The sequence below is a fragment of the Staphylococcus equorum genome, assembly GCF_029531845.1.
Classification (GTDB): domain Bacteria; phylum Bacillota; class Bacilli; order Staphylococcales; family Staphylococcaceae; genus Staphylococcus; species Staphylococcus equorum_C.
The window spans coordinates 25745-49679 of record NZ_JAMBPV010000012.1 but is presented as its reverse complement, the minus strand read 5'-3'; the positions used below and the strand labels follow the sequence as shown (position 1 = coordinate 49679).

Sequence of the window (23935 nt, the reverse complement as noted above, 5' to 3'; positions counted from 1 at the left end):
ATATTGTATAAGTTCCATTAATATAATGTGTATCTAGTACAATTATGCGAAATACTACTTGTATTTCAATTGATAAAGTGGGAAAATATATAAGTCTATAAGTAGATTTTTTAAAGGAGGTGAATCGACGTGGAAAACTTCGACAAAGTAAAAGATATTATCGTTGACCGTTTAGGTGTTGACGCTGAAAAAGTAACTAAAGAGGCATCTTTCAAAGATGATTTAGGCGCTGACTCACTTGATATTGCTGAATTAGTTATGGAATTAGAAGACGAGTTTGGTACTGAAATTCCAGATGAAGAAGCTGAAAAAATCAACACTGTTGGTGACGCAGTAAACTTTATCAATAGTATTGAAAAGTAATAAACAAATATCTGAGTCGTTAAGATGACGGCTCAGATTTTTTATGGTTTTAAACAGGTTTTATATTAATAAGATAAAAGTGTTATATCGAATTTCGTTAAATATGTACTTGGTGAATACGGTACACAGTTTTTTCTTTAGTTTTATTGTATTTTCACGTAAAATATAAGGATATTAGTACTTTAGCATTATATCTGAGGAGGAAATAGATTGACCAATTATAAAAAAATAGAAATGGTTAAAGCGTTTGAAAAAAAGTTTGCGCTGAAGATGCAAGAATTAGACTTAAATTTTAAGCAAATAGAATTATATCAGCAAGCATTTTCGCATTCGAGTTTTATAAATGATTTTAATATGAATCGTTTAGAGCATAATGAACGATTAGAATTTTTAGGAGATGCGGTATTAGAATTGACGGTTTCACGTTATTTATTTGATAAATATCCAGAATTGCCTGAGGGTAATTTAACAAAAATGCGTGCAACAATTGTTTGTGAGCCTTCACTTGTAATATTTGCGAAAAAAATTCATATCAATGAACTTATCCTGTTAGGTAAAGGTGAAGAGAAAACAGGTGGCAGAACCCGTCCTTCACTTGTATCAGATGCATTTGAAGCATTTGTAGGTGCATTATATTTAGACCAAGGCTTAGAATCTGTATGGAAATTTGCTGAACAAATCATTTTTCCATACGTCGAAGATGAAGAACTTGATGGCGTTGTTGACTTTAAAACCCAATTCCAAGAATTTGTGCATAGACAAAATAAAGGTGATGTGACTTATCGTTTAATCAATGAAGAAGGGCCAGCGCATCATCGTCTATTCACTTCTGAAGTAATATTAGAAGATGCTGCAGTAGCAGAAGGTAAAGGAAAGACTAAAAAAGAATCTGAACAAAAAGCAGCAGAAAGTGCATATAAATCGATGAAAAATAAAGCCAAATAACTTTGTTATAAAGTAATGTGATACGAAGTGAATTATATATTGTTAAAACCTTCGCAATAGCAATGTAGTTAATTAAGAAATATATTAGCCTTCAGGTTAATGCATGATTATTTCTAAACTGTGAAACAGCAAGGAACACTTTAAAGGAGAATAGCATGGTATATTTGAAATCTATAGATGCCTTTGGGTTTAAATCGTTTGCGGAGCACACAAATGTACAATTTGATGAAGGTGTAACAGCAATTGTAGGACCTAATGGTAGTGGGAAAAGTAACATAACAGATGCAATAAAATGGGTGTTAGGTGAACAATCTGCTAAATCACTACGTGGTGCTAAAATGGAAGATATCATTTTTTCAGGTGCAGAGCATCGAAAAGCTCAAAATTATGCAGAAGTTAAATTAAAATTAGATAATAGCTCGGGCAAGTTACAATTAGACGCGACAGAAGTCGTTGTAACACGTCGATTATATAGAAGTGGTGAAAGCGAGTATTATCTTAATAATGACCGTGCAAGATTAAAAGATATTATTGACTTGTTTCTAGACTCGGGTTTAGGAAAAGAAGCGTTTAGTATTATTTCGCAAGGACGAGTAGATGAAATACTAAATGCTAAACCAGTGGATAGAAGACAGATATTAGAAGAATCTGCAGGAGTTTTAAAATATAAAAAACGCAAAGCTGCCTCTGTACAAAAACTCGATCAAACAGAAGATAACCTTTCAAGAATACAAGATATTCTATATGATTTGGAAGGTCGCGTTGAACCTTTAAGGGAAGAAGCAGCTATTGCTAAAGAATATAAACACCTTTCCAAAGAAATGGAAAAAAGTGATGTACTAGTAACTGTGCATGATATTGGACAATATAGTAAAAATATTCATGAACTTGATGATAATTTAAATAATTTAAAAAGTCATCAAGCCACAAAAGATGCAGAAAAAGTACAACATACACAAGCGTTAAATAAATATAAGTCTGAAAGACAACAACTTGATGAACGTATTGAGTCATTAAATTTTCAACTTGTTAAAGCGACCGAAGAAGTTGAAAAGTATGCAGGACAACTTAACGTGTTGGAAGAACGTAAGAAAAACCAATCACAAACGAATGCACGTTTTGAAGAAGAACAAGAAAGCCTTAAAATACAAACAGAAACCTTAAAAAAAGAAAAAATAGATGCACAAAGTCAAATAGATAAATTAAAAACTCAACAAAAAGAGTTAAATGAAAAAATTCAATACTTTGAATCACAACTCTATGTTAATGATGAACAACATGACGAAAAATTAGAAACAATCAAAGATGAATATTATCAACTTATGTCTGAACAATCTGACGTAAATAATGATATACGATTTTTAGAACATACAATTCAGGAAAATGAAACGAAGCAATCGCGTTTAAATACTAGATTACTTGAAGCCTTTGAACAATTGAAGAAAATTCAAAGTGACATCAATGAAGCTGAAAAACAAACCGCGGCATCCCAAAAAGAATTAAAAAATGCTGAGCAACAGCTGAATAATTATGAAAAGAAATTAGCACAGCTTAAACAGCAACAATCAGATTACGAAGAAAAATTACATCAAGCGTATCGATTTAACGATAAACTAAAATCACGTATTGATAGTTTGGCCACACAACAAGAAGAATATAGTTATTTCTTTAATGGAGTAAAACATATCTTGAAGGCTAAAAACAATAAACTTTCAGGTATACGTGGCGCTGTTGCTGAAGTAATCCAAGTGCCATCCGATCTAACTAAAGCAATTGAAACTGCACTTGGTGCGTCACTACAACATGTGATTGTTGATTCAGAAAAAGATGGTAGACAGGCAATTCAATATCTAAAACAGAATGGTTTGGGTAGAGCGACATTTTTACCGCTCAATGTGATTCAACCACGCCAAATTGGTAATGAAATTATGAAAACAGCACAAAATAGTGAAGGTTTTATTAATATTGCTGCACAAGCTATTCATGTTGAATCAGATTATCAAAATGTGGTTCAAAATTTACTTGGTAATACAATCGTTGTAGATGAATTGAAAAATGCTAATGAATTAGCAAGAAAAATTCGTTATCGTACGCGTATTGTGACTTTAGAAGGCGATATCGTTAATCCTGGTGGTTCAATGACAGGTGGCGGAGATCGTAAATCTAAAAGTATCTTAGCCCAAAAAGATGAACTGTCAACGATGCGTGCCCAGCTTGAGGATTATCAACAGCAAACAGTAGCATTTGAAAAACAATATCAAAATATTAAAAATGAATCTGAACAACTGAGCGAAAAATATTTTGATACAAGTCAACATTATAATGCTATTAAACAAACTGTTCATGATTATGAATTAGAACTAGATAGATTACGTAAAAGTGAAGCTCATTTAAAAGACGAGCATGAAGAATTTGAATTTGAAAAAAATGATGGTTACCAAAGCGAAACAAGTAAACAAACACTTGATGATAAAAAACAAAGATTAGCTAAAATCAAAATACAATTACAAAAATTAGAAGACGATATCAATCTTTATACAAAACTTTCTAAAGAAGGTAAAGAAAGCACAACACAGATTCAGCAACAATTACACCAAAAGCAATCTGATTTAGCAGTTGTAAAAGAACGTTTAAATACCCAGAAACAAACTGAGTCAAAAATTGCAAATCAACTTAATGATGTTGTTGTGCAACATCAAAAATTAGAAGAGCAAATTAAGCTTTTTAATTCAGATGAAATGACAGGTGAAAAAGCATTTGAAACGATTCAACATAATATGGAACAAAGTAAAGCTGAGAAAGTAAAATTATCTCAAAGCATAGAAGATGTTAAATCGCGTAGACTTGAATTGAATGATATAATTGAAGTGACAGATCAAAAACTTCAAGAAGCAAATCAAGATATTCTTTCTATAGAAAATCGCTATCAGGATATCAAATCTGAGCAATCTCGTTTGGATGTATTAATCAATTATGCAATTGATCATTTGAGTGAAGATTATCACTTAACATATGAACGTGCGAGTGAATTATATCAATTAGATGAAGATATAGATGTTTTACGTAAAAAAGTAAAATTAACTAAAATGTCTATTGAAGAATTAGGGTCAGTTAATTTAAATGCGATAGAACAATTTGAAGAAATCAATACACGTTTTACATTTTTAGATGAACAACGAGCTGATTTAAGAGCGGCGAAAACAACTTTAGAACAACTTATTGAAGAAATGGACCAAGAGGTGAAAGACCGATTTAAAGAAACATTCCATGCTGTTCAAGGACATTTTTCAGATGTGTTTAAATCATTGTTTGGTGGAGGACAAGCAGAACTACGCTTAACAGATGACGACTATTTATCTGCAGGGGTAGATATCATTGTGCAGCCACCTGGCAAGAAATTACAACATTTGTCACTACTTAGTGGTGGAGAACGTGCCTTAAGTGCTATTGCATTATTATTTGCAATTTTAAAAGTTCGCTCAGCGCCATTTGTTATTTTAGATGAGGTTGAAGCGGCATTAGATGAAGCAAACGTGATACGTTATGCACAATATTTAAAAAAGCTATCAGACCAAACTCAATTTATTGTGATTACACACCGTAAAGGGACAATGGAATTTTCAGATCGCTTATATGGTGTGACAATGCAAGAATCTGGAGTTTCCAAATTAGTAAGTGTTAATTTAAATACGATTGATGAAGTGATTAAGGAGGAACAAGCATGAGCTTTTTCAAACGATTAAAAGATAAATTTTCAGCACCCTCAGAAGAACAACAGCAACAACTTGAAGAATTAGAAAAACAAGAAACAGAACAACAAGAGGAAGCACCGCAAGATTCAGAAACCCAAAATCAAGATAAACCAGCAAAAAAAGTTAAAAAATTAAAAGAAGCTGACTTTGATGATGATGGATTAATCTCCATTGAAGATTTTGAAGAAATTGAAGCGCAACAACTCGGTGCAAAATTTAGAGCCGGTTTAGAAAAATCACGTGAGAATTTCCAAGCACAACTTAATAATTTAATCGCACGTTATCGCAAGGTAGATGAAGAGTTCTTCGAAGCATTAGAAGAAATGTTAATCACTGCAGATGTCGGATTTAATACTGTGATGCAACTTGTAGAAGAGTTACGTGAAGAAGCACAACGTCGCAATATTACAGAAACAGAAGATTTACGTGAAGTTATTGTTGAGAAAATTGTTGAAATCTATCACCAAGACGATGATAACTCAGAAGTGATGAATATAGAAAATGAAGGATTAAATGTAATACTTATGGTCGGAGTGAATGGTGTTGGTAAGACAACAACAATTGGTAAATTAGCTCATCGCTACCAAGCTGAAGGTAAAAAAGTAATGCTTGCTGCTGGTGATACATTCAGAGCTGGTGCGATTGAACAACTTAAAGTATGGGGCGAACGCGTCGGCGTAGAAGTGTTGAGTCAAAGAGAAGGTTCAGACCCAGCTGCTGTAATGTATGATGCGATTAATGCAGCTAAAAGTAAAGACGTAGATATTTTAATATGTGATACTGCTGGTCGTTTACAAAACAAATCTAATTTAATGAATGAATTAGAAAAAGTTAAACGAGTTATTGGACGTGCTGTACCAGAAGCACCACATGAAGTTTTACTTTGTCTTGATGCGACGACAGGCCAAAACGCATTGTCACAAGCTAAATCATTTAAAGAAGTTACAAACGTTACAGGAATTGTTTTAACAAAATTAGATGGTACTGCCAAAGGTGGTATTGTGTTAGCAATTCGTAATGAACTGCATATTCCAGTTAAATATGTAGGTTTAGGTGAAAAATTAGATGATCTACAACCATTCAATCCTGAAAGCTATGTTTATGGATTATTTGCTGATATGATTGAGCAAAATGTAGAAGAAGCACCTGAGTCAAATCAAAATGAAACAGAAACTGAAGGTAATTCAGATGAGTCAAAATGATTTAATTAAAACAATACGTATGAATTATCTGTTTGATTTTTACCAATCATTATTAACAAATAAGCAAAGAAACTATTTAGAATTATTTTATTTACAAGATTACTCTTTAAGTGAGATTGCTGATACATTTGATGTGAGTCGCCAAGCAGTGTATGATAATATAAGAAGAACTGGCGATTTAGTGGAAGATTATGAAGAAAAATTAGGTTTATACCGAAATTTTGAACAAAGACAAAAGTTATATGAACATATGAAACAGCATATAAATGATTCAGAAAAAATAAAACAATACATTCAAGAACTTGAAGATTTAGAATAAAAGCATATAAAGGAGGGTATTTGATATGGCATTTGAAGGATTATCCGATCGTCTGCAAGGAACGATGCAAAAAATCCGAGGCAAAGGTAAAGTTACTGAAGCAGATATTAAATTAATGATGCGTGAAGTAAGACTAGCGTTATTAGAAGCCGATGTTAACTTTAAAGTGGTAAAAGAATTTGTCAAAACTGTATCAGATAGAGCTTTAGGTTCAGATGTTATGAAGTCATTAACACCTGGACAACAAGTCATCAAAATTGTACAAGAAGAACTTACCCAACTTATGGGAGGGGAAAATGCTACGATTAAGATGGCTAACAAGCCGCCAACTGTAGTGATGATGGTTGGTTTACAAGGTGCTGGTAAGACTACAACTGCTGGTAAATTAGCATTGTTAATGCGTAAAAAATATAATAAAAAACCATTATTAGTAGCAGCAGATATTTATCGTCCTGCGGCAATTGATCAATTACAAACAGTAGGTAAACAAATTGACATCCCAGTATATAGTGAGGGCGATCAAGTTAAGCCACAACAAATCGTTGAAAATGCAATAACTCATGCAAAAGAAGAGCATTTAGACTTTGTTATAATTGATACTGCTGGTCGTTTACACGTTGATGAAGCATTAATGCAAGAATTAAGCGATGTAAAAGAAATCACGAAGCCTGATGAAATTATGTTAGTTGTTGATGCAATGACAGGTCAAGATGCTGTGAATGTTGCAGAATCTTTTGATTCGCAGTTAGAAGTATCTGGCGTAACATTAACAAAATTAGACGGTGATACACGTGGTGGTGCTGCGCTTTCAATCAGATCAGTTACTCAAAAACCGATTAAATTTGTAGGTATGAGTGAGAAACTAGATGGGTTAGAAGCATTCCACCCTGAACGCATGGCATCTCGTATATTAGGTATGGGAGATGTATTGAGTTTAATTGAAAAAGCACAAACAGATGTGGATGAAGATAAAGCAAAAGACTTAGAGAAGAAAATGCGCACATCTTCATTTACACTGGAAGACTTTCTGGAACAATTGGATCAAGTTAAAAGCCTAGGGCCTCTTGATGACATTATGAAAATGATTCCTGGCATGAACAAAATGAAAGGCATTGAAAATATGAATATGGATGATAAACAAATTGATCACATCAAAGCCATCATTCAATCAATGACTCCTATTGAGCGTAACAAACCAGAAACTTTAAATGTTTCTCGTAAAAAACGTATTGCTAAAGGTTCAGGGCGTTCAGTGCAAGAAATCAATAGATTAATGAAACAATTTACTGATATGAAAAAAATGATGAAACAATTTTCTGGTGGCGGCAAAGGCAAAAAAGGTAAACGCAAACAGATGGAAAATATGATGAACGGTATGAATTTACCATTCTAAAATCATGAATTCTGCATAACTATAAATAATAAAAACCAGAACAACGATTCTTAAACAAATCGTTGTTCTGGTTTTTTGTGTCAACTATAATATTTGTAGATTGATTAAAATGCTTCTAATCCTAAATGCTCACGGAAAGTATGACCGTCATAAGTTGTTCTGTATAAATTTCTTTTTTGTAATTCTGGAACAATCAATTCTACAAAATCCTCTAAACTATTAGGAAAGACAGGAGGCATCAGATTGAAACCGTCGGCTACACCACTTAGTAGCCAATGCTCCATTTGATCTACGATATCTTCAGGCGTGCCAATCAATGTGAAATGTCCACCACCAGCGTTTAAGTAACCAAGTAGTTCTCTTACCGTTGGATGAGTATCACGAATGATTTCCAATACAGTTTCGTAACGGCCAACTGGTCCTGTAAAATCTTCTACAGGAGGGAGAGGAGGCACGGGTTCATCTAACTCCCAGTTATGACAATCTTGTTGGATGAAGAAACTTAATTGTTTTAATGCGGTTTCCACCGGTAAGGCTTTGTCTAATTTTTCTTTCTTAGCATAGGCTGCTTCGTAAGTTTCAGCAACATATGTAACTAAGCCTGGGAAAATTTTGATATGTCTTTTACTATTTTGTGATAATTGTAATTGTTGCTCTATTTTTTCTCGAAAAGCTTGCGCTTGTTTAAAGTTCCAAGATACTGAATACACTGCATCTGCATATTGAGTTGCTAAAGCAATACCTTGCGAAGATGCGCCAGCTTGCATAGCTACTGGACGACCTTGAGGACTACTCGGTGTAGTTGATGGACCTTTAACTTTGAAATGTTTGCCATAATGATTAATAGCATTAATATAATCATCATTAATAATTTTTTTGTTCTTTCGATCATGTACAAAATGTTTGTTATTCCAAGATGTGAATAACTGATTCATTACTTTTGCAAATTCAGCAGCAATTTCATAACGTTCTTTATGATCAGGCAGTATTTCCATACTATGATTTAAGGCTTCTAAATCTGTCATAGAGGTGACAAGATTCCAACCTATACGTCCACGTGATACATGATCTAGACTAAGTAATTGTCTGGATGCAGTATAAGGGTTTGAGAACGTACTTGAAATTGTTGCAACAAGTCCAATATGTGTTGTCACTTGAGCAATAGCAGATAAACTGACAATAGGGTCGAACCAAAATGCTGGCATATCCGTGGAAGATTTTGCAGGAAAAGATTGATTGTCAGCGAAAAATACTGCGTCGAATAGTCCTTTTTCAGCAAGTTGAGCTAATTCCTGATAATAAGTAATTTCACCAATGCGTGTCACACTAGAGTTCGGCATCAACCAAGCAGCTTGGTGGTGACCACACGCATATAATAAGACACCAATATGAAGTTGTTTTGGATTGCTATCAGACATGAAACACACCTCCTATTTATAATTTTTTAATTCATCGTTAAGCCACCATCAACAGTGAAATTTTGCCCTGTAACACCTTTAGCTTGTTCAGAAGCTAAGTATGCAACCATGTTTGCGACGTCTTGTGGTGAAGTGACACGCTTAAGAGGCGTAGTTTGTGCAATCACGTCAAATACTTCAGGCGTCGTGGTAGCACTCGCGTCAGTTGTTTTTAACAGCCCTCCTGACACGACATTGGCTTTAATACCAAATTGACCAAGCTCGGCAGCGATATTACGAGTAAAACCAATTAATCCAGCTTTGGCAGTTGTATATTCATGATAAGGTACGATGGGATTTTGATATAAATTTGTACCAATAGAAATAATAGTACCTTGCTGTCTTTCTAAAAATTGAGGCATGACACTTTGTGTTACATTGAATGCAGCTTTTAAAGTACCATCTATTTGTTGTTGGTAATCTTCCCACATTAAATCTTTAAATGCTTTTTGCTGGGTAGGATCAAATTTAAAACCTACTAATGCATTGTTTACCACAACATCAATTTTCCCAAAATATTGGGTAGCTTGTTCAATTAAGCGGTCAATATCATTTCTATTTGTGACATCAGCTTGAATGGCAATTGCACGGTCTGAACCGAAGTCTGAAACAATTTGTTCTGCTAACGATTTATTTTTGTAATAATTGATTATAATATTATAGCCTTGTTGCGATAATGTTTTTGCAATCGTTGCACCTAAACCTCTACTACTACCAGTTACTAAAACAGTTTTATTCATAACTTTCACTCCTAAAATTTTGAAAAATTAAAATTAAAAAAATACACAACCTTCACTATAGAAAGTTGTGTATTAGAAATGATAGAATATTGATATTGTAAAAAAGGCAAGATTGCCCTCGAATATATTATATAAAATCTTTCACACTTTCCTCCGCTAGTTTCAGCTAGATCAGGTTCAAAGGGTTTGAGTTGTACTCATCTCAGTTAAAAACACCCCTAGTGCATGCGCTTATTTAATTTAGTCTCAATGTATAGCTTTTAAATATAGATGTCAAGAGACTTAAAATAAGACAAGGCATATCATAGTTGTATATAGTGCGTGAAAAGAGGGCGCTGACGAAAAAGCATAGTTCACAAGGTGATTGATGAGAAAAAGAAATGATTTTTAAAATTGGTAAAGAATAACCTCTTTACAAACATCAGAAGAACTGGTATCATTATTTCTTGTAGAAAATAAATACTTATGAAATTAAAAGGAGAGAATATAAATGGCAGTTAAAATTCGTTTAACACGTTTAGGCTCAAAAAGAAATCCATTCTATCGTATCGTAGTTGCAGATGCTCGTGCACCGCGTGACGGTCGTAATATCGAACAAATCGGTACTTACAATCCTAACAATGTAAACGCAGCAGAAGTTAAAATCGACGAAGAATTAGCACTTAAATGGTTGAAAGACGGTGCTAAACCGACTGATACAGTTCACAATATCTTATCAAGAGAAGGTATTTTGAAAAAATTCGACGACCAAAAATAAGTTTTAAACTTATTAAACAAATATAGTATTTGTAAGAGTACCGTTTTAGGTGCTCTTTTTTTAATGGGAAATATTGTAATCAGTGCTTTAAAATAGTTGAGAATAAGAAAATTTTCTAGTGAGGAATGTATTACTATGTTAGATTTATACATGTTATAATAATTAAATAATACATAAAAATTACACAACACTTATAAGATACATTTATCGGAGGCACATATATGAAAGTTGAAGTTGGAAAAATTGTAAATACACATGGTATTAAAGGTGAAGTAAAAATAAAATCTAATTCTGATTTTACAGATAAACGTTTTCAACCAGGAGAAATAGTTGAAATAGCACGTAAAGATAAAGCGCCACTTGAATTTAAAATTGCTTCATATCGTATGCATAAAGGACTGCATATGCTTACCTTTGAAGGCATCAATAACATTAATGATATTGAGTACTTAAAAGGTGAAACACTTTTACAAGAACGTGATCATGAAGAAATAGAGCTTGGAGAACATGAATTTTATTATTCAGATATCATTGGCTGTACCGTTTTTAATGAAGATACTCCCATTGGTCGTGTGATTGAGATATTTGAAACAGGTGCAAACGATGTGTGGGTTGTCAAAGGCGACAAAGAATACCTCATTCCTTATATCGCGGACGTGGTCAAAGAAATTGATGTAGAAGGTAGACGTATTCAAATCACGCCTATGGAAGGATTATTAGATTAATGAGAATCGACTATTTAACATTATTTCCTGGCATGTTTGAAGGTGTTTTAAATCAATCTATTTTAAAACGCGCTCAAGAAAAAGATTTGTTACAAGTAAATACAGTGGATTTTAGACATTTTGCTGAAAACAAACATAATCAAGTGGATGACTACCCCTTTGGAGGCGGTCAGGGGATGGTATTAAAGCCGGAACCAATATTCAATGCAATGGATAGTATTGAGCGAACAGAAGACACAAGGGTCATTTTAATGTGTCCTCAAGGTCGTCCATTTACTCAAGCAATTGCTAATGAACTCAGTCAGGCAGAGCACTTAGTATTTATTTGCGGGCATTACGAAGGCTACGATGAAAGAATCCGTGAACATTTAGTCACTGATGAAATTTCAATGGGGGACTATGTATTGACTGGTGGTGAGCTACCAGCGATGGTAATGACAGATGCGGTAGTTAGACTTTTACCTGGTGTTTTAGGTAATCAACAATCTCACATGGATGATTCCTTTCAAGATGGTTTACTAGAGTTTCCACAATATACACGACCACGTATATACAAGGACTTGAATGTACCAAACGTTTTATTATCAGGTAACCATGCCCACATTGATAACTGGCGTCATGAACAGAAAATTTTAAGAACATGGGAAAAACGTCCGGATTTATTAGAACAGTATCCGTTGACTAAAAAAGACCAAGAAATTATAGAAAGATATAAAAAGCAATTGAAAAAAGATTAGTAATATGCTAATATATTTTAAGTGTGCGACACACGAAAATCACTATGGTCCGCTGCTATATTTTGTCCAGGCAAGAACATAGGTTGAAGGAGAGAAAAATAATGAGTAATCACAAATTAATCGAAGCAGTAACTCAATCGCAATTACGCACAGATATACCATCATTCCGTCCAGGTGACACTTTAAAAGTTCACGTACGTATTGTTGAAGGTACTCGCGAACGTATCCAATTATTCGAAGGTGTAGTTATTAAACGCCGTGGTGGAGGAGTTTCAGAATCTTTCACTGTACGTAAAATATCTTCAGGTGTTGGTGTGGAACGTACATTCCCATTACACACTCCAAAAATCGAAAAAATTGAAGTTAAACGCCGTGGTAAAGTACGTCGTGCTAAATTATACTACCTACGTGAATTACGTGGTAAAGCTGCTAGAATTAAAGAAATTCGTTAATCAGCAAATTAGACATAAAAAAGCGATTCCCAATGGGAGTCGCTTTTTTTGATATATATAATATAAGCTGCATTAGGTTGTCTTGCTAGAAACACAATTTTAGTTGACGTTTCTAGCAAACCTAAGTAGCTCGATGATTAGAGCCGAACAAATTTCTGTTTGGCTTTTTTATCGTATAAGAAAATAACAGATTTAGTACTTTAATACTGTGCTTATTTATTTGGTTTAATCCATTTCGTGAATATAATACTTAATATAATACCTAGAATACTTAAAATGACCAAAATAGTTGTATATGGCGGTGTATATTTAAGTTCGATTTTTTCTTGACCTTTTTCAACTGGAATTATGGTCATGATACCATTGCCTTGTTTCACAGGAAGGGCTTTATCATTGGCATACGCCTTCATACCATCACGATATGCCATGGGCAAGACAAGATAGCCTTCATCATTTTTTTCTTTTTTGATTGTGTAACCAGAACGGTGTTCAGAAACTTGTACATTATCTAATTGTTTAGAGGCTTTATTTAAAGTGTCATAATTTTCCCCGTAAATGCCTTTAATATTAAAACGATATTTGCCTTGTGACAATTTAACATGTAGTTTTTCATCTGCTTTTACACGCATTGTAACAGGCGTGACTAACCGGCGATATTTATAAGTTAATTCATTACGACCTTGATTGTATTCGTTCACACCGACGTCATGTTGCTTGTCAGGGCTTAATAGTTCAACATCCATTTCTATATACATATCTTTGTATTTGTTTGCAATGGATGAGGGTAGGGTGTATGTCATGCCCCCCTTATCTTTTGTAACAATGAGCTTTCCGTCTTTATCTCTATACGCATCTTTTAAAGATGTAGATGTTTTGTCTAATAAATTATCATTAGCTTTAAAGTGACTGTTAGGTTTGGTGTCTTTATCATTTAGTACAACACCTTGTAACATTGCTTGTTCTTTATCAAGTGGTGATTTAAGGTCTTTCGAATCATAAACCTTGTTGGTTATATGAGCACTTGGGTATTTAATTTCGTTCGTTGAATGAATAAATGACTCTTTTTTGGAATGTTGAATCGTATTTTTGGGTTCAAAACCAAAAGACATATTCGAATCATCTGGTCGACGTATGCGATCATTAACATTCCATAATGCCATTAAATTCGCTCTATTTGATAATAAACGATAAGTACTATTTTTATCAGTATGCATATTAATTTGTAATGTCTCATCATAATATTTTAATATGTCACCATCAAAAATACTGGAATATAAAGCAATACCATTAAAATGATAAATCATTGGTGAATTAAGACCGTATTGCGACATATAATCAACTCTACTCAGTGGATCATCATTATGGCGTTGGTTAATCTCAGCTATCTTTTTAGATAAAGCAGGACTTTTGTATTTTGAAGCATGCATAGCTGCTTTTGTGGATTCATAGTTCCTCACATTATTAAAATGATGATTAGAAAGAATCATGCTTTGTTGAACAATAAATAATATTAATAATACTGTTATTGGCCAACGTTTTTTTAGCAGTGACCTTTTAAATAATAGTAGTCCAATAAAGAGCATAATAATGAGACAAGCGAACATCCAGGTCATTTTTTCTTTTTCAACTATAATTGTCATGATTGACATGATAAGCAATACAGGGACACATGCTAAAATATATGACTTGAGTTTTAATTCTGATATGTGTTGAATAAATAATGCAATTAATCCTGCAGAGGCGAATGCAAATATGTAAACCCATCTGCGTTCGGGTGTCGAAAAGCCGTTGAACATACTATCAAAATAGGGTGTCAATGAACCAACCAACATAATCCAAGTCATAATTGCAAAAAATCTATAATAATAATGTCTATATAACTTAAATGAGAGCAATGCTACTATAGCGATAATCGAAACAGTGATATAAAAGCCATTACTAAAAAAATGTTTTTGTCGTGCAAAATTTGTAAACATATCTATTTTAAAATGTGAATTACTTACTCGATCATTGTTAAAAAACGAAGAAACTCCGGTATAGAATCCCCATACACTGACTAGTGTACTTAATACAATTGCTACAGGAATTATCCATAACTTTTGTTTTCGAGTTACAATATCACTCGGGTGTGGGAACACTAATCTATAAAAGTAATACGCAAATAGTACAAGAGATTCATAATAACTAAAATAGAAATTTGAAAATAAAGTTAGAGCTACAGCAAAAATAAATAAACCTATTTTCTTTTCCTTGAAAAATCGTTCAATAGCCAATAAAGAGAGTGGTAGAAAAATAAGCAAATCTCCGTAATATGACCACGTAAAATTAAAATAAATTACTACTGTAGATGCACCATATAACATAGAAGCCAGAAAAACAGTATAGTTTTTAAATTTTATATATCTAAAATAGTAAAAGGCTAGTGTGAACGTTACTACACCTTTAACAAAAGCAACAATCAGTTGGTTACTTGCCCAATATGTGATGTTACTGGGGTTACTATTAAATAACATTTCTGATAGCCAGACAAAGATAAAATTAATAAAAGTAAATGGGGAAGTAGCATAATAATAAGCTAAATCTTTTACATAATCGCCACCTAATCCAAAGGAATGATCATAAAAACTTTTGAATTGGCTAAAATGTTCATACAAATACATTTGAAATGGCATCATTTGCCTATAACCATCACCACTTCCGCTAAAAACGACACCTTCAGTCAAATAACGAAAGATATATGGTGTGAATGTTAGTAAAGCAACGCCTATACCTAGCGCAACGATACAAATAAATCTTGTAACTTTGTGGGCCCAAAGTTTACTAAACATAGTCATACCTCATCTCTGACAAACTCCTTTTAAACATTAATTTGAATTGCGCTGTGGTTTTTTATTTTTGTGAATGCACCAAATCACACTCAAGATGATACTTATGACTGAAATTGCGATCATAGTATACCAATATTGTGGTCTATATTTAATTGTAATTTCACTGCTAGCTTTATTTACAGAAACACCTGTCATCATATAATTTACTTTTAAAGGTTTTACTTTTTTACCATCCACGTATGCAGTCATACCTTTTCTATAGGGAATATTGATAGAAGCAATGCCTTTCTTGTGACGACCTAATGTTACTTTAACGCCATTCTTGATATCTTGATAATGGCCCACATTGTTCTGTTTGCTGTGTGCGATTTCAAGTTTCTTATAATCTTCTCCATGTAAACTTTGTAATTCAAATTCATAATTACCACTAGGGCTAAGTGCAATGTTTATATTACCATTTTCATCTGGTTGCGTTCTATAAAGTTGTGTATCAACACCAGTACGATAAGTAGAATTGTTGTATAAACGGTTGTTCGAATAACCGTTTATATTTACAGAAAAATTGCTGTCAGGCTGGCCACGTTTAACTTTTAGTGTCACGTAAAAATCTTTATACTGTGATCTAAGATTTTCTGGAACATGAATTTGTACTTGTCCTTGTTTATTATTGTTAGGAATATATATTTTTTTATCTGATTTGCGATTCATATTCTGATAGGTGATTTCGGTTTGATTTAATAAGTTTTCAGCTTTATCTGTGTATGTTTTACCCTCATTATTTAAAATTATTCCATCAATCATTGCATGTTCTCTATCTATAGGTTCTTTAAGTTTTTGTGCATCAAAGATTTTATCTGTAACACGCACAGATGGAAGATTTAAAGCATTTTCATAGATTTGGTATTGTCCATCTTTTTTTACTTTTTTGAAATGTGCAGGCACATTATTTTGGTAATCTTTTAACATTAAATAACGAACGGATAATAAACTATTAATGTTTTGTCTACTATTCGTTGATTGGTATCTACTTACAGATTCTTCTTTCATGTTAATCTTCAAATCATCGTAATAATAATCAAGTATGTTGTGGTCGAAAATACTTGAATAAACACTCATCCCTTTAAAATGCTGATACATCGGTGTATTATCTTGTTCATTAACGCGCCAATCAATCCGCTCATCTTCAGATTTCCCTTTTTTCATATCAGAAACTAACTGTTGCTGAAGAGGAGTGTCAAAAAGACTTGCATTTACATAATAACTATTTGCGCGTTGAACATGGTCATCAAAATAAATTTGATTGCGTATAAATACGACAGACACTAAAACAGAAAGTATCATAATGGACAATATAAATAAACGAGTTAATCTCGTTCGTGTTTTAGGTTCTTTAATTAAAAGTATGAGTAAACCAATTACACTGACAATAGGCATATACCATAGCCAGGATACAAATTTGTCATATTGCCAAGCGCTTGCAAAGACAAAACCTAAAGCGACTATAGATGATAAGATGTAAGTTTTTAAAGATAATGTGCGAAAATATTTTACATAAAACCCTATTAGAACAGCTGAATTAAAAGCGATGAGGTAGTGCCAGCGTTTTTGTGGCGCTGAAAAGCCATTAAACAACTGATCAACTAAAGGTAGAAAACTAGCACAAATTGAAACCAACGTAAAAACAGAAAATAATTTGAAATAATAATGCTTATATAATTTGAACGATAGTAATGCTTGAATCGTTAAAAAAAGTATAACAATTAAATAATTGTCGTAAAATATATTTGTATTTTGGTTAAAAGGTTCAAATAAGTCTACATCTCCATCAAAAGGGATGCGTCTATTATTAAAGTAACTTTGTATTGCTGGAAAAAAGAAAAACAAACTACAACCTAACGCACATAATGCTGAAATGCATAATGTCATAAATGCGTTGAATCGAGGTACAAGATCATTTTTATGTTTGAAAATCATTCTAGCTATGAAATATAAAAGTCCTGTTAATAATTGATAATAGGCAAAATAAAAATTATTAATTAATGAAATCGTTACGATAATAATAAAGAAACCCGGTTTACCACTTTTTAAGAAACGTTCAATTGACCATAGTAGTAATGGTAACCATATAAAAACATCGCTAAAAAATGGCCAATAAACTGTGAATCTAAAATAAAGTGGTGACATTACAAAAATAAATGATGCTAATACGGCCACTTTGCGATTGTGTGAACTATATTGAACATAGATGAATGTTGCTATCATTGCTATAGCAGATTTAATTATAGAAACGACCAAGGCATTTGTCATCCAAAACATCACATCAGAGGTATCCATTGGGATGACTATTTTAAGTAAGGCAATAATAATGACGTTCAAAATAAATATAATATTTGTCGAAAAGTAATAACTTAAGTCAGTGAAAAAGTCTCCGCCCAGACCAAAGTCAGAAGCATAAAACCAATTGCCATGACTCCAATTATCAAATAAATACATTTGAATTGGCACCATTTGTTCCATACCATCATTAGGCCCTGTAAATAAAACGCCATCATGGATAAATCTATAAATAACATAACTGTGTCCAATAACAGCCAGTAATAAGAATAAACATGTGTACAAAAATTTACGCTTCATAAACGACTCCTGTATATGTAATAAATATAATTCCATTGTAACGATATTTTATGAATTTAGATAAAAATAACTATTATTTATTTAGAAAAATATAATTCATTAAGTCTTAAGGGTTTTAAAAGTTAAAGAGGATAAATAAAAAATAATCAAATTTTAATCGTTTTTAGAAGATTCAAACGTGGTGTCTAAAATAATTTGAAGTATATTACTAAATAATGTTGTAAAATTAAAGTTAATGAGATAATAATTACATTATTTTATTTATATCGTTATGGTTGACGTGTTATGATTTTAAAGTCAAAGAATAGAAAACGAAATTAAAGCATAAGTATATAATTAAAACTTTTAATTAAATAGAGCGTAAATAGAGAAAGGTGATGTATATGGTAATTCAATGGTATCCAGGCCATATGGCTAAAGCAAAAAGAGAAGTATCCGAAGAGTTAAAGAAAGTAGATGTAGTGTTTGAACTTGTAGATGCACGTATCCCATATAGTTCAAGAAATCCAATGATTGATGAAGTAATACAACAAAAACCACGAGTGGTCATATTAAATAAAAAAGATATGGCAAATTTAAAAGAGCTAGTAAAATGGGAAAATTATTTTAAAGGGAAAGGCTTTTATCCTGTTGCAATTGATGCAAAACACGGCAAGGGTTTAAAACTCGTAGAGCAAGCAGCAATAAAAGCAACAAAAGAGAAATTCGAGAAAGAAAAGCAAAAAGGGTTAAAACCGCGTGCTATTAGAGCGATGATCGTTGGTATACCAAATGTTGGAAAATCAACATTAATTAACAAGTTGGCGAATAAATCTGTCACTAAAACAGGTAATACTCCAGGTGTAACGAAGCAACAACAATGGATTAAAGTAGGGAAATCATTACAATTGTTAGATACACCAGGTATCTTATGGCCTAAATTTGAAGACCAATTAGTTGGTAAGAAATTAAGTATCACTGGAGCTATTAAAGATAGTATTGTGCATTTAGACGAAGTGGCAATTTATGGTTTGGAATTTATGAAAGCACATGACTATGAAGGGTTAAAAGAACATTACAAAGTTGATGTGCCAATCGACGCAGAGAATTTAGAGTGGTTTGATGCAATAGGACGTCGACGTGGGCTACTAAGACGTGGAAATGAAGTCGATTATGAAGCGGTTATTGATTTAGTTATACATGAAGTGAGAAATGCTAGAATTGGCACTTATACTTTTGATATCGCTAGTGAAATGGACGTGTAAATATATTTATGAAACAAACCATTCAAGAAATTAAATTAATATTACAAGATATTCATTCATTAGAGACTTTGAAAAATCATTCTGTAAATGAAGATAATCGTAAAGGAGTACAAACTGCGATTGTCTCTAGAAGAAAACAATTGGAAAAAACTCAAATATTACTAGAAAATTATAAAGTGATGTCTCATTATGAAAATGAAATACTAGCTGATGATGACAAGGCATTAATATGTGGCATAGACGAAGTGGGAAGAGGGCCGTTAGCCGGCCCTGTTGTTACTTGTGCTATCATTTTAAATAAGGATCATCATTTCACAGGCTTAAATGATTCAAAACAACTCTCTGCAAAGAAAAGGCATATATTAGAAGATCAATTGCTATCAGACGTTTACGCATATGCATATGGTGTAGCGACAGTTGAAGAAATAGATCAAATTAATATCTATGAAGCAACGAAATTGGCAATGAAAAGAGCAGTTAAGGCTTTGCCTATAAAACCTACACATTTACTGATAGACGCGATGACACTAGATATAGATATTCCCCAAACGTCTTTAGTTAAAGGCGATACCAAAAGTGTTTCTATAGCAGCAGCAAGTGTTTTAGCAAAAGAACATAGAGATAGATATATGCGAGAACTTGCAGTTAAACACCCAGATTACGGCTTCGAAAAAAATGTTGGATATGGCACTCAACAACATTTAGATGGTATAAGTCAACATGGCATTATAAATGAACACAGAAAAACTTTTGAACCAATTAAATCACTTTCAAATTAATGGTAAAAAACAAAAGATTTAAATAACTGGGCTAAATGAGTTTACAACAGCGCTTACATTTCATATAATTAGTTATGAACTTAACCTAAGAAACAGGAGGATGGAGAATGAATATCCACGAGTATCAAGGTAAAGCATTATTTCGTACTATGGGCGTTGCTGTCCCAGAAGGACGCGTAGCGTTCACTGCTGACGAAGCGGTTGAAAAAGCAAAAGAATTAAATTCAAAAGTATATGTGGTAAAAGCACAGATTCACGCTGGGGGTAGAGGTAAAGCAGGTGGAGTTAAAATCGCTAAATCACTATCTGAAGTTGAAACTTACGCTAAAGAATTATTAGGTAAGACGCTTGTAACACATCAAACTGGTCCTGAAGGTAAAGAAATTAAACGCCTTTACATAGAAGAGGGCTGCGATATTCAAAAAGAATATTATGTTGGATTTGTAATTGATCGTGCGACTGATAGTGTTACTTTGATGGCATCAGAAGAAGGCGGAACTGAAATTGAAGAAGTTGCTGCTGAATCACCTGAAAAAATATTCAAAGAAACGATTGATCCTATTGTTGGTTTAGCACCATATCAAGCTAGAAGAATCGCTTTTAATATTAATATTCCAAAAGAATCAATTAATAAAGCAGCTAAATTTTTAGTTTCACTTTATAATGTTTTCATCGAAAAAGACTGTTCTATTGTAGAAATTAACCCGTTAGTAACAACTAATGATGGTAATGTTTTGGCATTAGATGCAAAAGTTAACTTTGATGATAATGCATTATTTAAACATAAAGATATCCTAGAATTACGCGATTTAGAAGAAGAAGATCCAAAAGAAATCGAAGCTTCTAAGTACGATTTATCATATATAGCATTAGATGGAGACATCGGTTGTATGGTAAATGGTGCTGGTTTAGCTATGGCAACTATGGATACAATTAACCACTTTGGTGGCAATCCGGCGAACTTCCTAGATGTAGGGGGCGGTGCAACTAAAGAAAAAGTTACTGAAGCATTTAAAATCATTTTAGGTGATGACAACGTAAAAGGTATTTTTGTTAATATCTTTGGTGGAATCATGAAATGTGACATTATTGCTGAAGGTATCGTTGCTGCAGTTAAAGAAGTAGAACTTACTTTACCGCTTGTTGTACGTTTAGAAGGTACAAATGTTGAAAAAGGTAAAGAAATTCTTAAAGATTCTGGTTTAGCAATTGAATCAGCTGCAACTATGGCAGAAGGCGCACAAAAAATCGTAAAACTTGTTAAAGAAGCGTAGGAAAGGATGGGAGCACTAAGATGAGCGTATTTATTGATAAAAATACAAAAGTAATTGTACAAGGTATCACAGGGTCAACTGCCCTTTTCCATACAAAACAGATGCTTGAATATGGTACACAAATTGTTGCTGGGGTAACACCAGGTAAAGGCGGACAAGTAGTAGAAGGTGTACCAGTATTCAACACAGTTGAAGAAGCACAAAAAGAAACAGGTGCTACAGTATCTGTAATCTATGTACCTGCGCCATTCGCAGCAGATGCAATTTTAGAATGTATAGATGCAGAATTAGATTTAGCTATCTGTATTACAGAACATATTCCAGTAATTGATATGGTTAAAGTTAAACGTTATTCAGAAGGTAAAGAAACACGTGTTATTGGACCAAACTGTCCAGGCGTTATTACTGCTGATGAATCTAAAATTGGTATCATGCCAGGCTATATTCATAAAAAAGGTCACGTAGGTGTAGTATCTCGTTCAGGTACTTTAACTTATGAAGCTGTACACCAATTAACTGAAGAAGGTATTGGTCAAACAACAGCTGTAGGTATCGGTGGCGATCCAGTCAACGGTACAAACTTTATTGATGTGCTAAAAGCATTTAATGAAGATGATGAAACAAAAGCAGTCGTTATGATTGGTGAAATCGGTGGAACAGCAGAAGAAGAAGCTGCTGAATGGATTAAAGCTAACATGACTAAACCTGTAGTAGGTTTCGTCGGAGGACAAACAGCCCCTCCAGGTAAACGTATGGGCCACGCCGGTGCGATTATTTCAGGTGGTAAAGGTACTGCTGAAGAAAAAGTTAAAACACTTAACAATTGTGGTGTTAAAACTGCAGATACGCCATCAGAAATTGGTACAACATTAATTGATGCAGCTAAAGAAGCAGGTATCTACGAACAATTATTAACTGTAAAACAATAATTGTATTGCACAAACGCAGCACAAATTCCGAAAATATGTCGGAGTTTGTGCTATTTTAAGTATTCAAACATTTTAGATAATACAATACTTGCGGTTGATAGGGATATACATTCTTTTCCTATCAACCGTTTTTTTGTTGCGTAAATTTCTTTATAAGTTTTATAAATTTGAAGGATTCAATTTACAGAAGAGATGTTTTAAGTTATATAACCATTGTTTTATGACACTTGTTGTAGCTACTTTTATAATAGAAGAAAAACGATTGATAATATTTAGGACTTGGCTAATCTTAGTTAGAAGTAATACCTACATATGCTTTATTTTATTCATTAAAATATAAGAAGTTTCTAGTTTGAAGTGAATTTAAAATAGAGAATTACTCTTTAAAATCTTGTTACTTTTCACTAGAAAATGATGGAGTTTTGTAATCTAATCCACTGCTGTTTTCCATTATAATTGAGATGAAAAGGAGAATCATAATGAGAGAACACGAATATTTAAAACTACGTTTTTCAGGTTTAACTACACGCCAAATACACCAATTGTTAAGGTACAATTGTAATTTTCTAGTCTATAATCAAGTGGAACAAAATCATGTACTTAAGCAATTTTTAAGTACATTAAAAACAAAGAGAAAAGCAGAAATTTATGAGCAATATCTGAATATAGCAGTTGAAAACATATTAAAAATGTTGCGGCAATGGAATTTAAAATACATTTCAATAGAACACTCCTCATACCCCTTATTACTTCGAGAAATCTATGAACCACCACTCATTCTTTTCTATAAAGGAAAGCTATCTTTAATGCAATCTCCTCAAACTCTTGCTATTATAGGTTCAAGGCATGCCACAGAATATAGTCAACAAGCATTGAACTTTCTTTTTCCTTCATTTAAAAAAGAAAACTTAATCATAGTATCTGGCTTAGCTAAAGGCGCAGATAAAATGGCACACGAACATGCTTTATCAATGAAGATGTCTGCAATTGCAGTACTAGGTTTTGGTCATTTACAACACTATCCAAAAGAAACGTTTGAAATTAGAAAACGATTAGAAATCGAAGGGCTTGTAGTAAGTGAATACCTTCCTTTTCAAAGACCGGAAAAGCACCATTTTCCTGAGCGTAATAGAATAATAAGTGGATTGTCAAAAGGTATATTAATTACAGAATCTAAAGCAAATAGTGGCACATGTATTACAACGAATTTTGCCTTAGAACAAAATAGAGAAGTGTACATACTACCAGGTTCTATCTTTAACCCGATGACTGAAGGAAATTTATTAAGTGCTCAAGAAGGAGCAAAAATTGTTTTAAAAGCAAGTGATATACTAATAGATTATAATTGAAAATTAATTGAATCTAATGGACATTAAATGGAAGTTTATTAATGAAAGAAAGGGCA

19 protein-coding genes and 1 riboswitch are annotated in these 23935 nt (G+C 33.0%); of the genes, 15 read left to right on the top strand and 4 right to left on the bottom strand.

Annotated features, from left to right (window positions below):
- The first annotated feature begins 129 nt into the window (after positions 1-129).
- The 6 genes from M4L39_RS12335 to ffh all read left to right on the top strand — a co-directional run bounded on the left by M4L39_RS12335 (position 130) and on the right by ffh (position 7974).
- Complete coding sequence (locus tag M4L39_RS12335; RefSeq protein WP_002507883.1) at positions 130-363, top strand: acyl carrier protein; 234 nt, start codon at positions 130-132, stop codon at positions 361-363.
- Positions 364-597: 234 nt separating this feature from the next.
- Positions 598-1308 (top strand): ribonuclease III, encoded by a 711-nt coding sequence (gene rnc, locus M4L39_RS12330; RefSeq protein ID WP_431197639.1) that lies wholly within the window; start codon positions 598-600, stop codon positions 1306-1308.
- A 155-nt stretch (positions 1309-1463) separates the two neighbouring features.
- The gene (gene smc / locus M4L39_RS12325) at positions 1464-5033 is read left to right on the top strand and encodes a chromosome segregation protein SMC (protein WP_277582274.1); all 3570 of its coding nucleotides are present in this window, start codon (positions 1464-1466) and stop codon (positions 5031-5033) included.
- Entirely contained in the window at positions 5030-6262 is a 1233-nt protein-coding gene (gene ftsY / locus M4L39_RS12320; RefSeq protein WP_277582273.1) for a signal recognition particle-docking protein FtsY, read from the top strand. Before smc ends, ftsY begins: the two co-directional genes overlap by 4 nt.
- The gene (locus M4L39_RS12315; RefSeq protein ID WP_277582272.1) at positions 6249-6581 is read left to right on the top strand and encodes a putative DNA-binding protein; all 333 of its coding nucleotides are present in this window, start codon (positions 6249-6251) and stop codon (positions 6579-6581) included. The genes ftsY and M4L39_RS12315 overlap by 14 nt, the downstream gene beginning before the upstream one ends.
- 25 nt (positions 6582-6606) lie before the next feature.
- Positions 6607-7974, top strand: a complete 1368-nt coding sequence (gene ffh / locus M4L39_RS12310; RefSeq protein WP_277582271.1) for a signal recognition particle protein — start codon at positions 6607-6609, stop codon at positions 7972-7974.
- Positions 7975-8078: 104 nt separating this feature from the next.
- On the opposite strand, the gene M4L39_RS12305 is transcribed toward ffh, so the two are convergent.
- Both M4L39_RS12305 and M4L39_RS12300 read right to left on the bottom strand, forming a co-directional pair.
- A complete protein-coding gene (locus tag M4L39_RS12305; protein WP_277582270.1) occupies positions 8079-9392 on the bottom strand; it encodes an NtaA/DmoA family FMN-dependent monooxygenase in 1314 nt (437 codons plus the stop codon).
- A gap of 26 nt (positions 9393-9418) precedes the next feature.
- Positions 9419-10171, bottom strand: a complete 753-nt coding sequence (locus M4L39_RS12300; protein WP_277582269.1) for a 3-oxoacyl-ACP reductase — start codon at positions 10169-10171, stop codon at positions 9419-9421.
- A gap of 131 nt (positions 10172-10302) precedes the next feature.
- A riboswitch (TPP riboswitch) is annotated at positions 10303-10401 on the bottom strand.
- Between the two features lie 260 nt (positions 10402-10661).
- Between M4L39_RS12300 and rpsP the strand changes: the two genes are divergently transcribed.
- From rpsP to rplS, 4 genes are all read left to right on the top strand, one after another.
- Positions 10662-10928: a 30S ribosomal protein S16 gene (gene rpsP, locus M4L39_RS12295; protein ID WP_277582268.1), complete on the top strand. Its 267-nt coding sequence runs from the start codon at positions 10662-10664 to the stop codon at positions 10926-10928.
- Positions 10929-11149: 221 nt separating this feature from the next.
- Positions 11150-11653: a ribosome maturation factor RimM gene (gene rimM / locus M4L39_RS12290; RefSeq protein WP_021338729.1), complete on the top strand. Its 504-nt coding sequence runs from the start codon at positions 11150-11152 to the stop codon at positions 11651-11653.
- Positions 11653-12390: a tRNA (guanosine(37)-N1)-methyltransferase TrmD gene (gene trmD, locus M4L39_RS12285; RefSeq protein ID WP_277582267.1), complete on the top strand. Its 738-nt coding sequence runs from the start codon at positions 11653-11655 to the stop codon at positions 12388-12390. Before rimM ends, trmD begins: the two co-directional genes overlap by 1 nt.
- A 101-nt stretch (positions 12391-12491) precedes the next feature.
- Positions 12492-12842 carry a 50S ribosomal protein L19 gene (gene rplS, locus M4L39_RS12280; RefSeq protein ID WP_002507872.1) on the top strand — a complete coding sequence of 117 codons (351 nt, stop codon included), beginning with the start codon at positions 12492-12494 and terminating at the stop codon, positions 12840-12842.
- A gap of 212 nt (positions 12843-13054) precedes the next feature.
- Here rplS and M4L39_RS12275 read toward each other — a convergent pair whose 3' ends face one another.
- Together M4L39_RS12275 and M4L39_RS12270 are read right to left on the bottom strand one after the other, a co-directional pair.
- The gene (locus M4L39_RS12275) at positions 13055-15670 is read right to left on the bottom strand and encodes a YfhO family protein (protein ID WP_277582266.1); all 2616 of its coding nucleotides are present in this window, start codon (positions 15668-15670) and stop codon (positions 13055-13057) included.
- A gap of 36 nt (positions 15671-15706) precedes the next feature.
- Positions 15707-18304 (bottom strand): YfhO family protein, encoded by a 2598-nt coding sequence (locus M4L39_RS12270; protein ID WP_277582265.1) that lies wholly within the window; start codon positions 18302-18304, stop codon positions 15707-15709.
- A 383-nt stretch (positions 18305-18687) separates the two neighbouring features.
- Here M4L39_RS12270 and ylqF point away from each other — a divergent pair, with 383 nt between their 5' ends.
- The 5 genes from ylqF to dprA all read left to right on the top strand — a co-directional run bounded on the left by ylqF (position 18688) and on the right by dprA (position 23879).
- On the top strand, positions 18688-19548 hold the full coding sequence (gene ylqF / locus M4L39_RS12265; RefSeq protein WP_277582264.1) for a ribosome biogenesis GTPase YlqF: 861 nt from the start codon (positions 18688-18690) through the stop codon (positions 19546-19548).
- 8 nt (positions 19549-19556) lie between these two features.
- Positions 19557-20327, top strand: a complete 771-nt coding sequence (locus M4L39_RS12260; protein WP_277582263.1) for a ribonuclease HII — start codon at positions 19557-19559, stop codon at positions 20325-20327.
- A 107-nt stretch (positions 20328-20434) separates the two neighbouring features.
- Positions 20435-21601: an ADP-forming succinate--CoA ligase subunit beta gene (gene sucC / locus M4L39_RS12255; RefSeq protein WP_069816048.1), complete on the top strand. Its 1167-nt coding sequence runs from the start codon at positions 20435-20437 to the stop codon at positions 21599-21601.
- Positions 21602-21621: 20 nt separating this feature from the next.
- Positions 21622-22530 carry a succinate--CoA ligase subunit alpha gene (sucD, locus tag M4L39_RS12250; protein WP_065367410.1) on the top strand — a complete coding sequence of 303 codons (909 nt, stop codon included), beginning with the start codon at positions 21622-21624 and terminating at the stop codon, positions 22528-22530.
- Positions 22531-23009: 479 nt separating this feature from the next.
- Positions 23010-23879, top strand: a complete 870-nt coding sequence (gene dprA, locus M4L39_RS12245) for a DNA-processing protein DprA (protein WP_277582262.1) — start codon at positions 23010-23012, stop codon at positions 23877-23879.
- Positions 23880-23935: the final 56 nt, after the last annotated feature.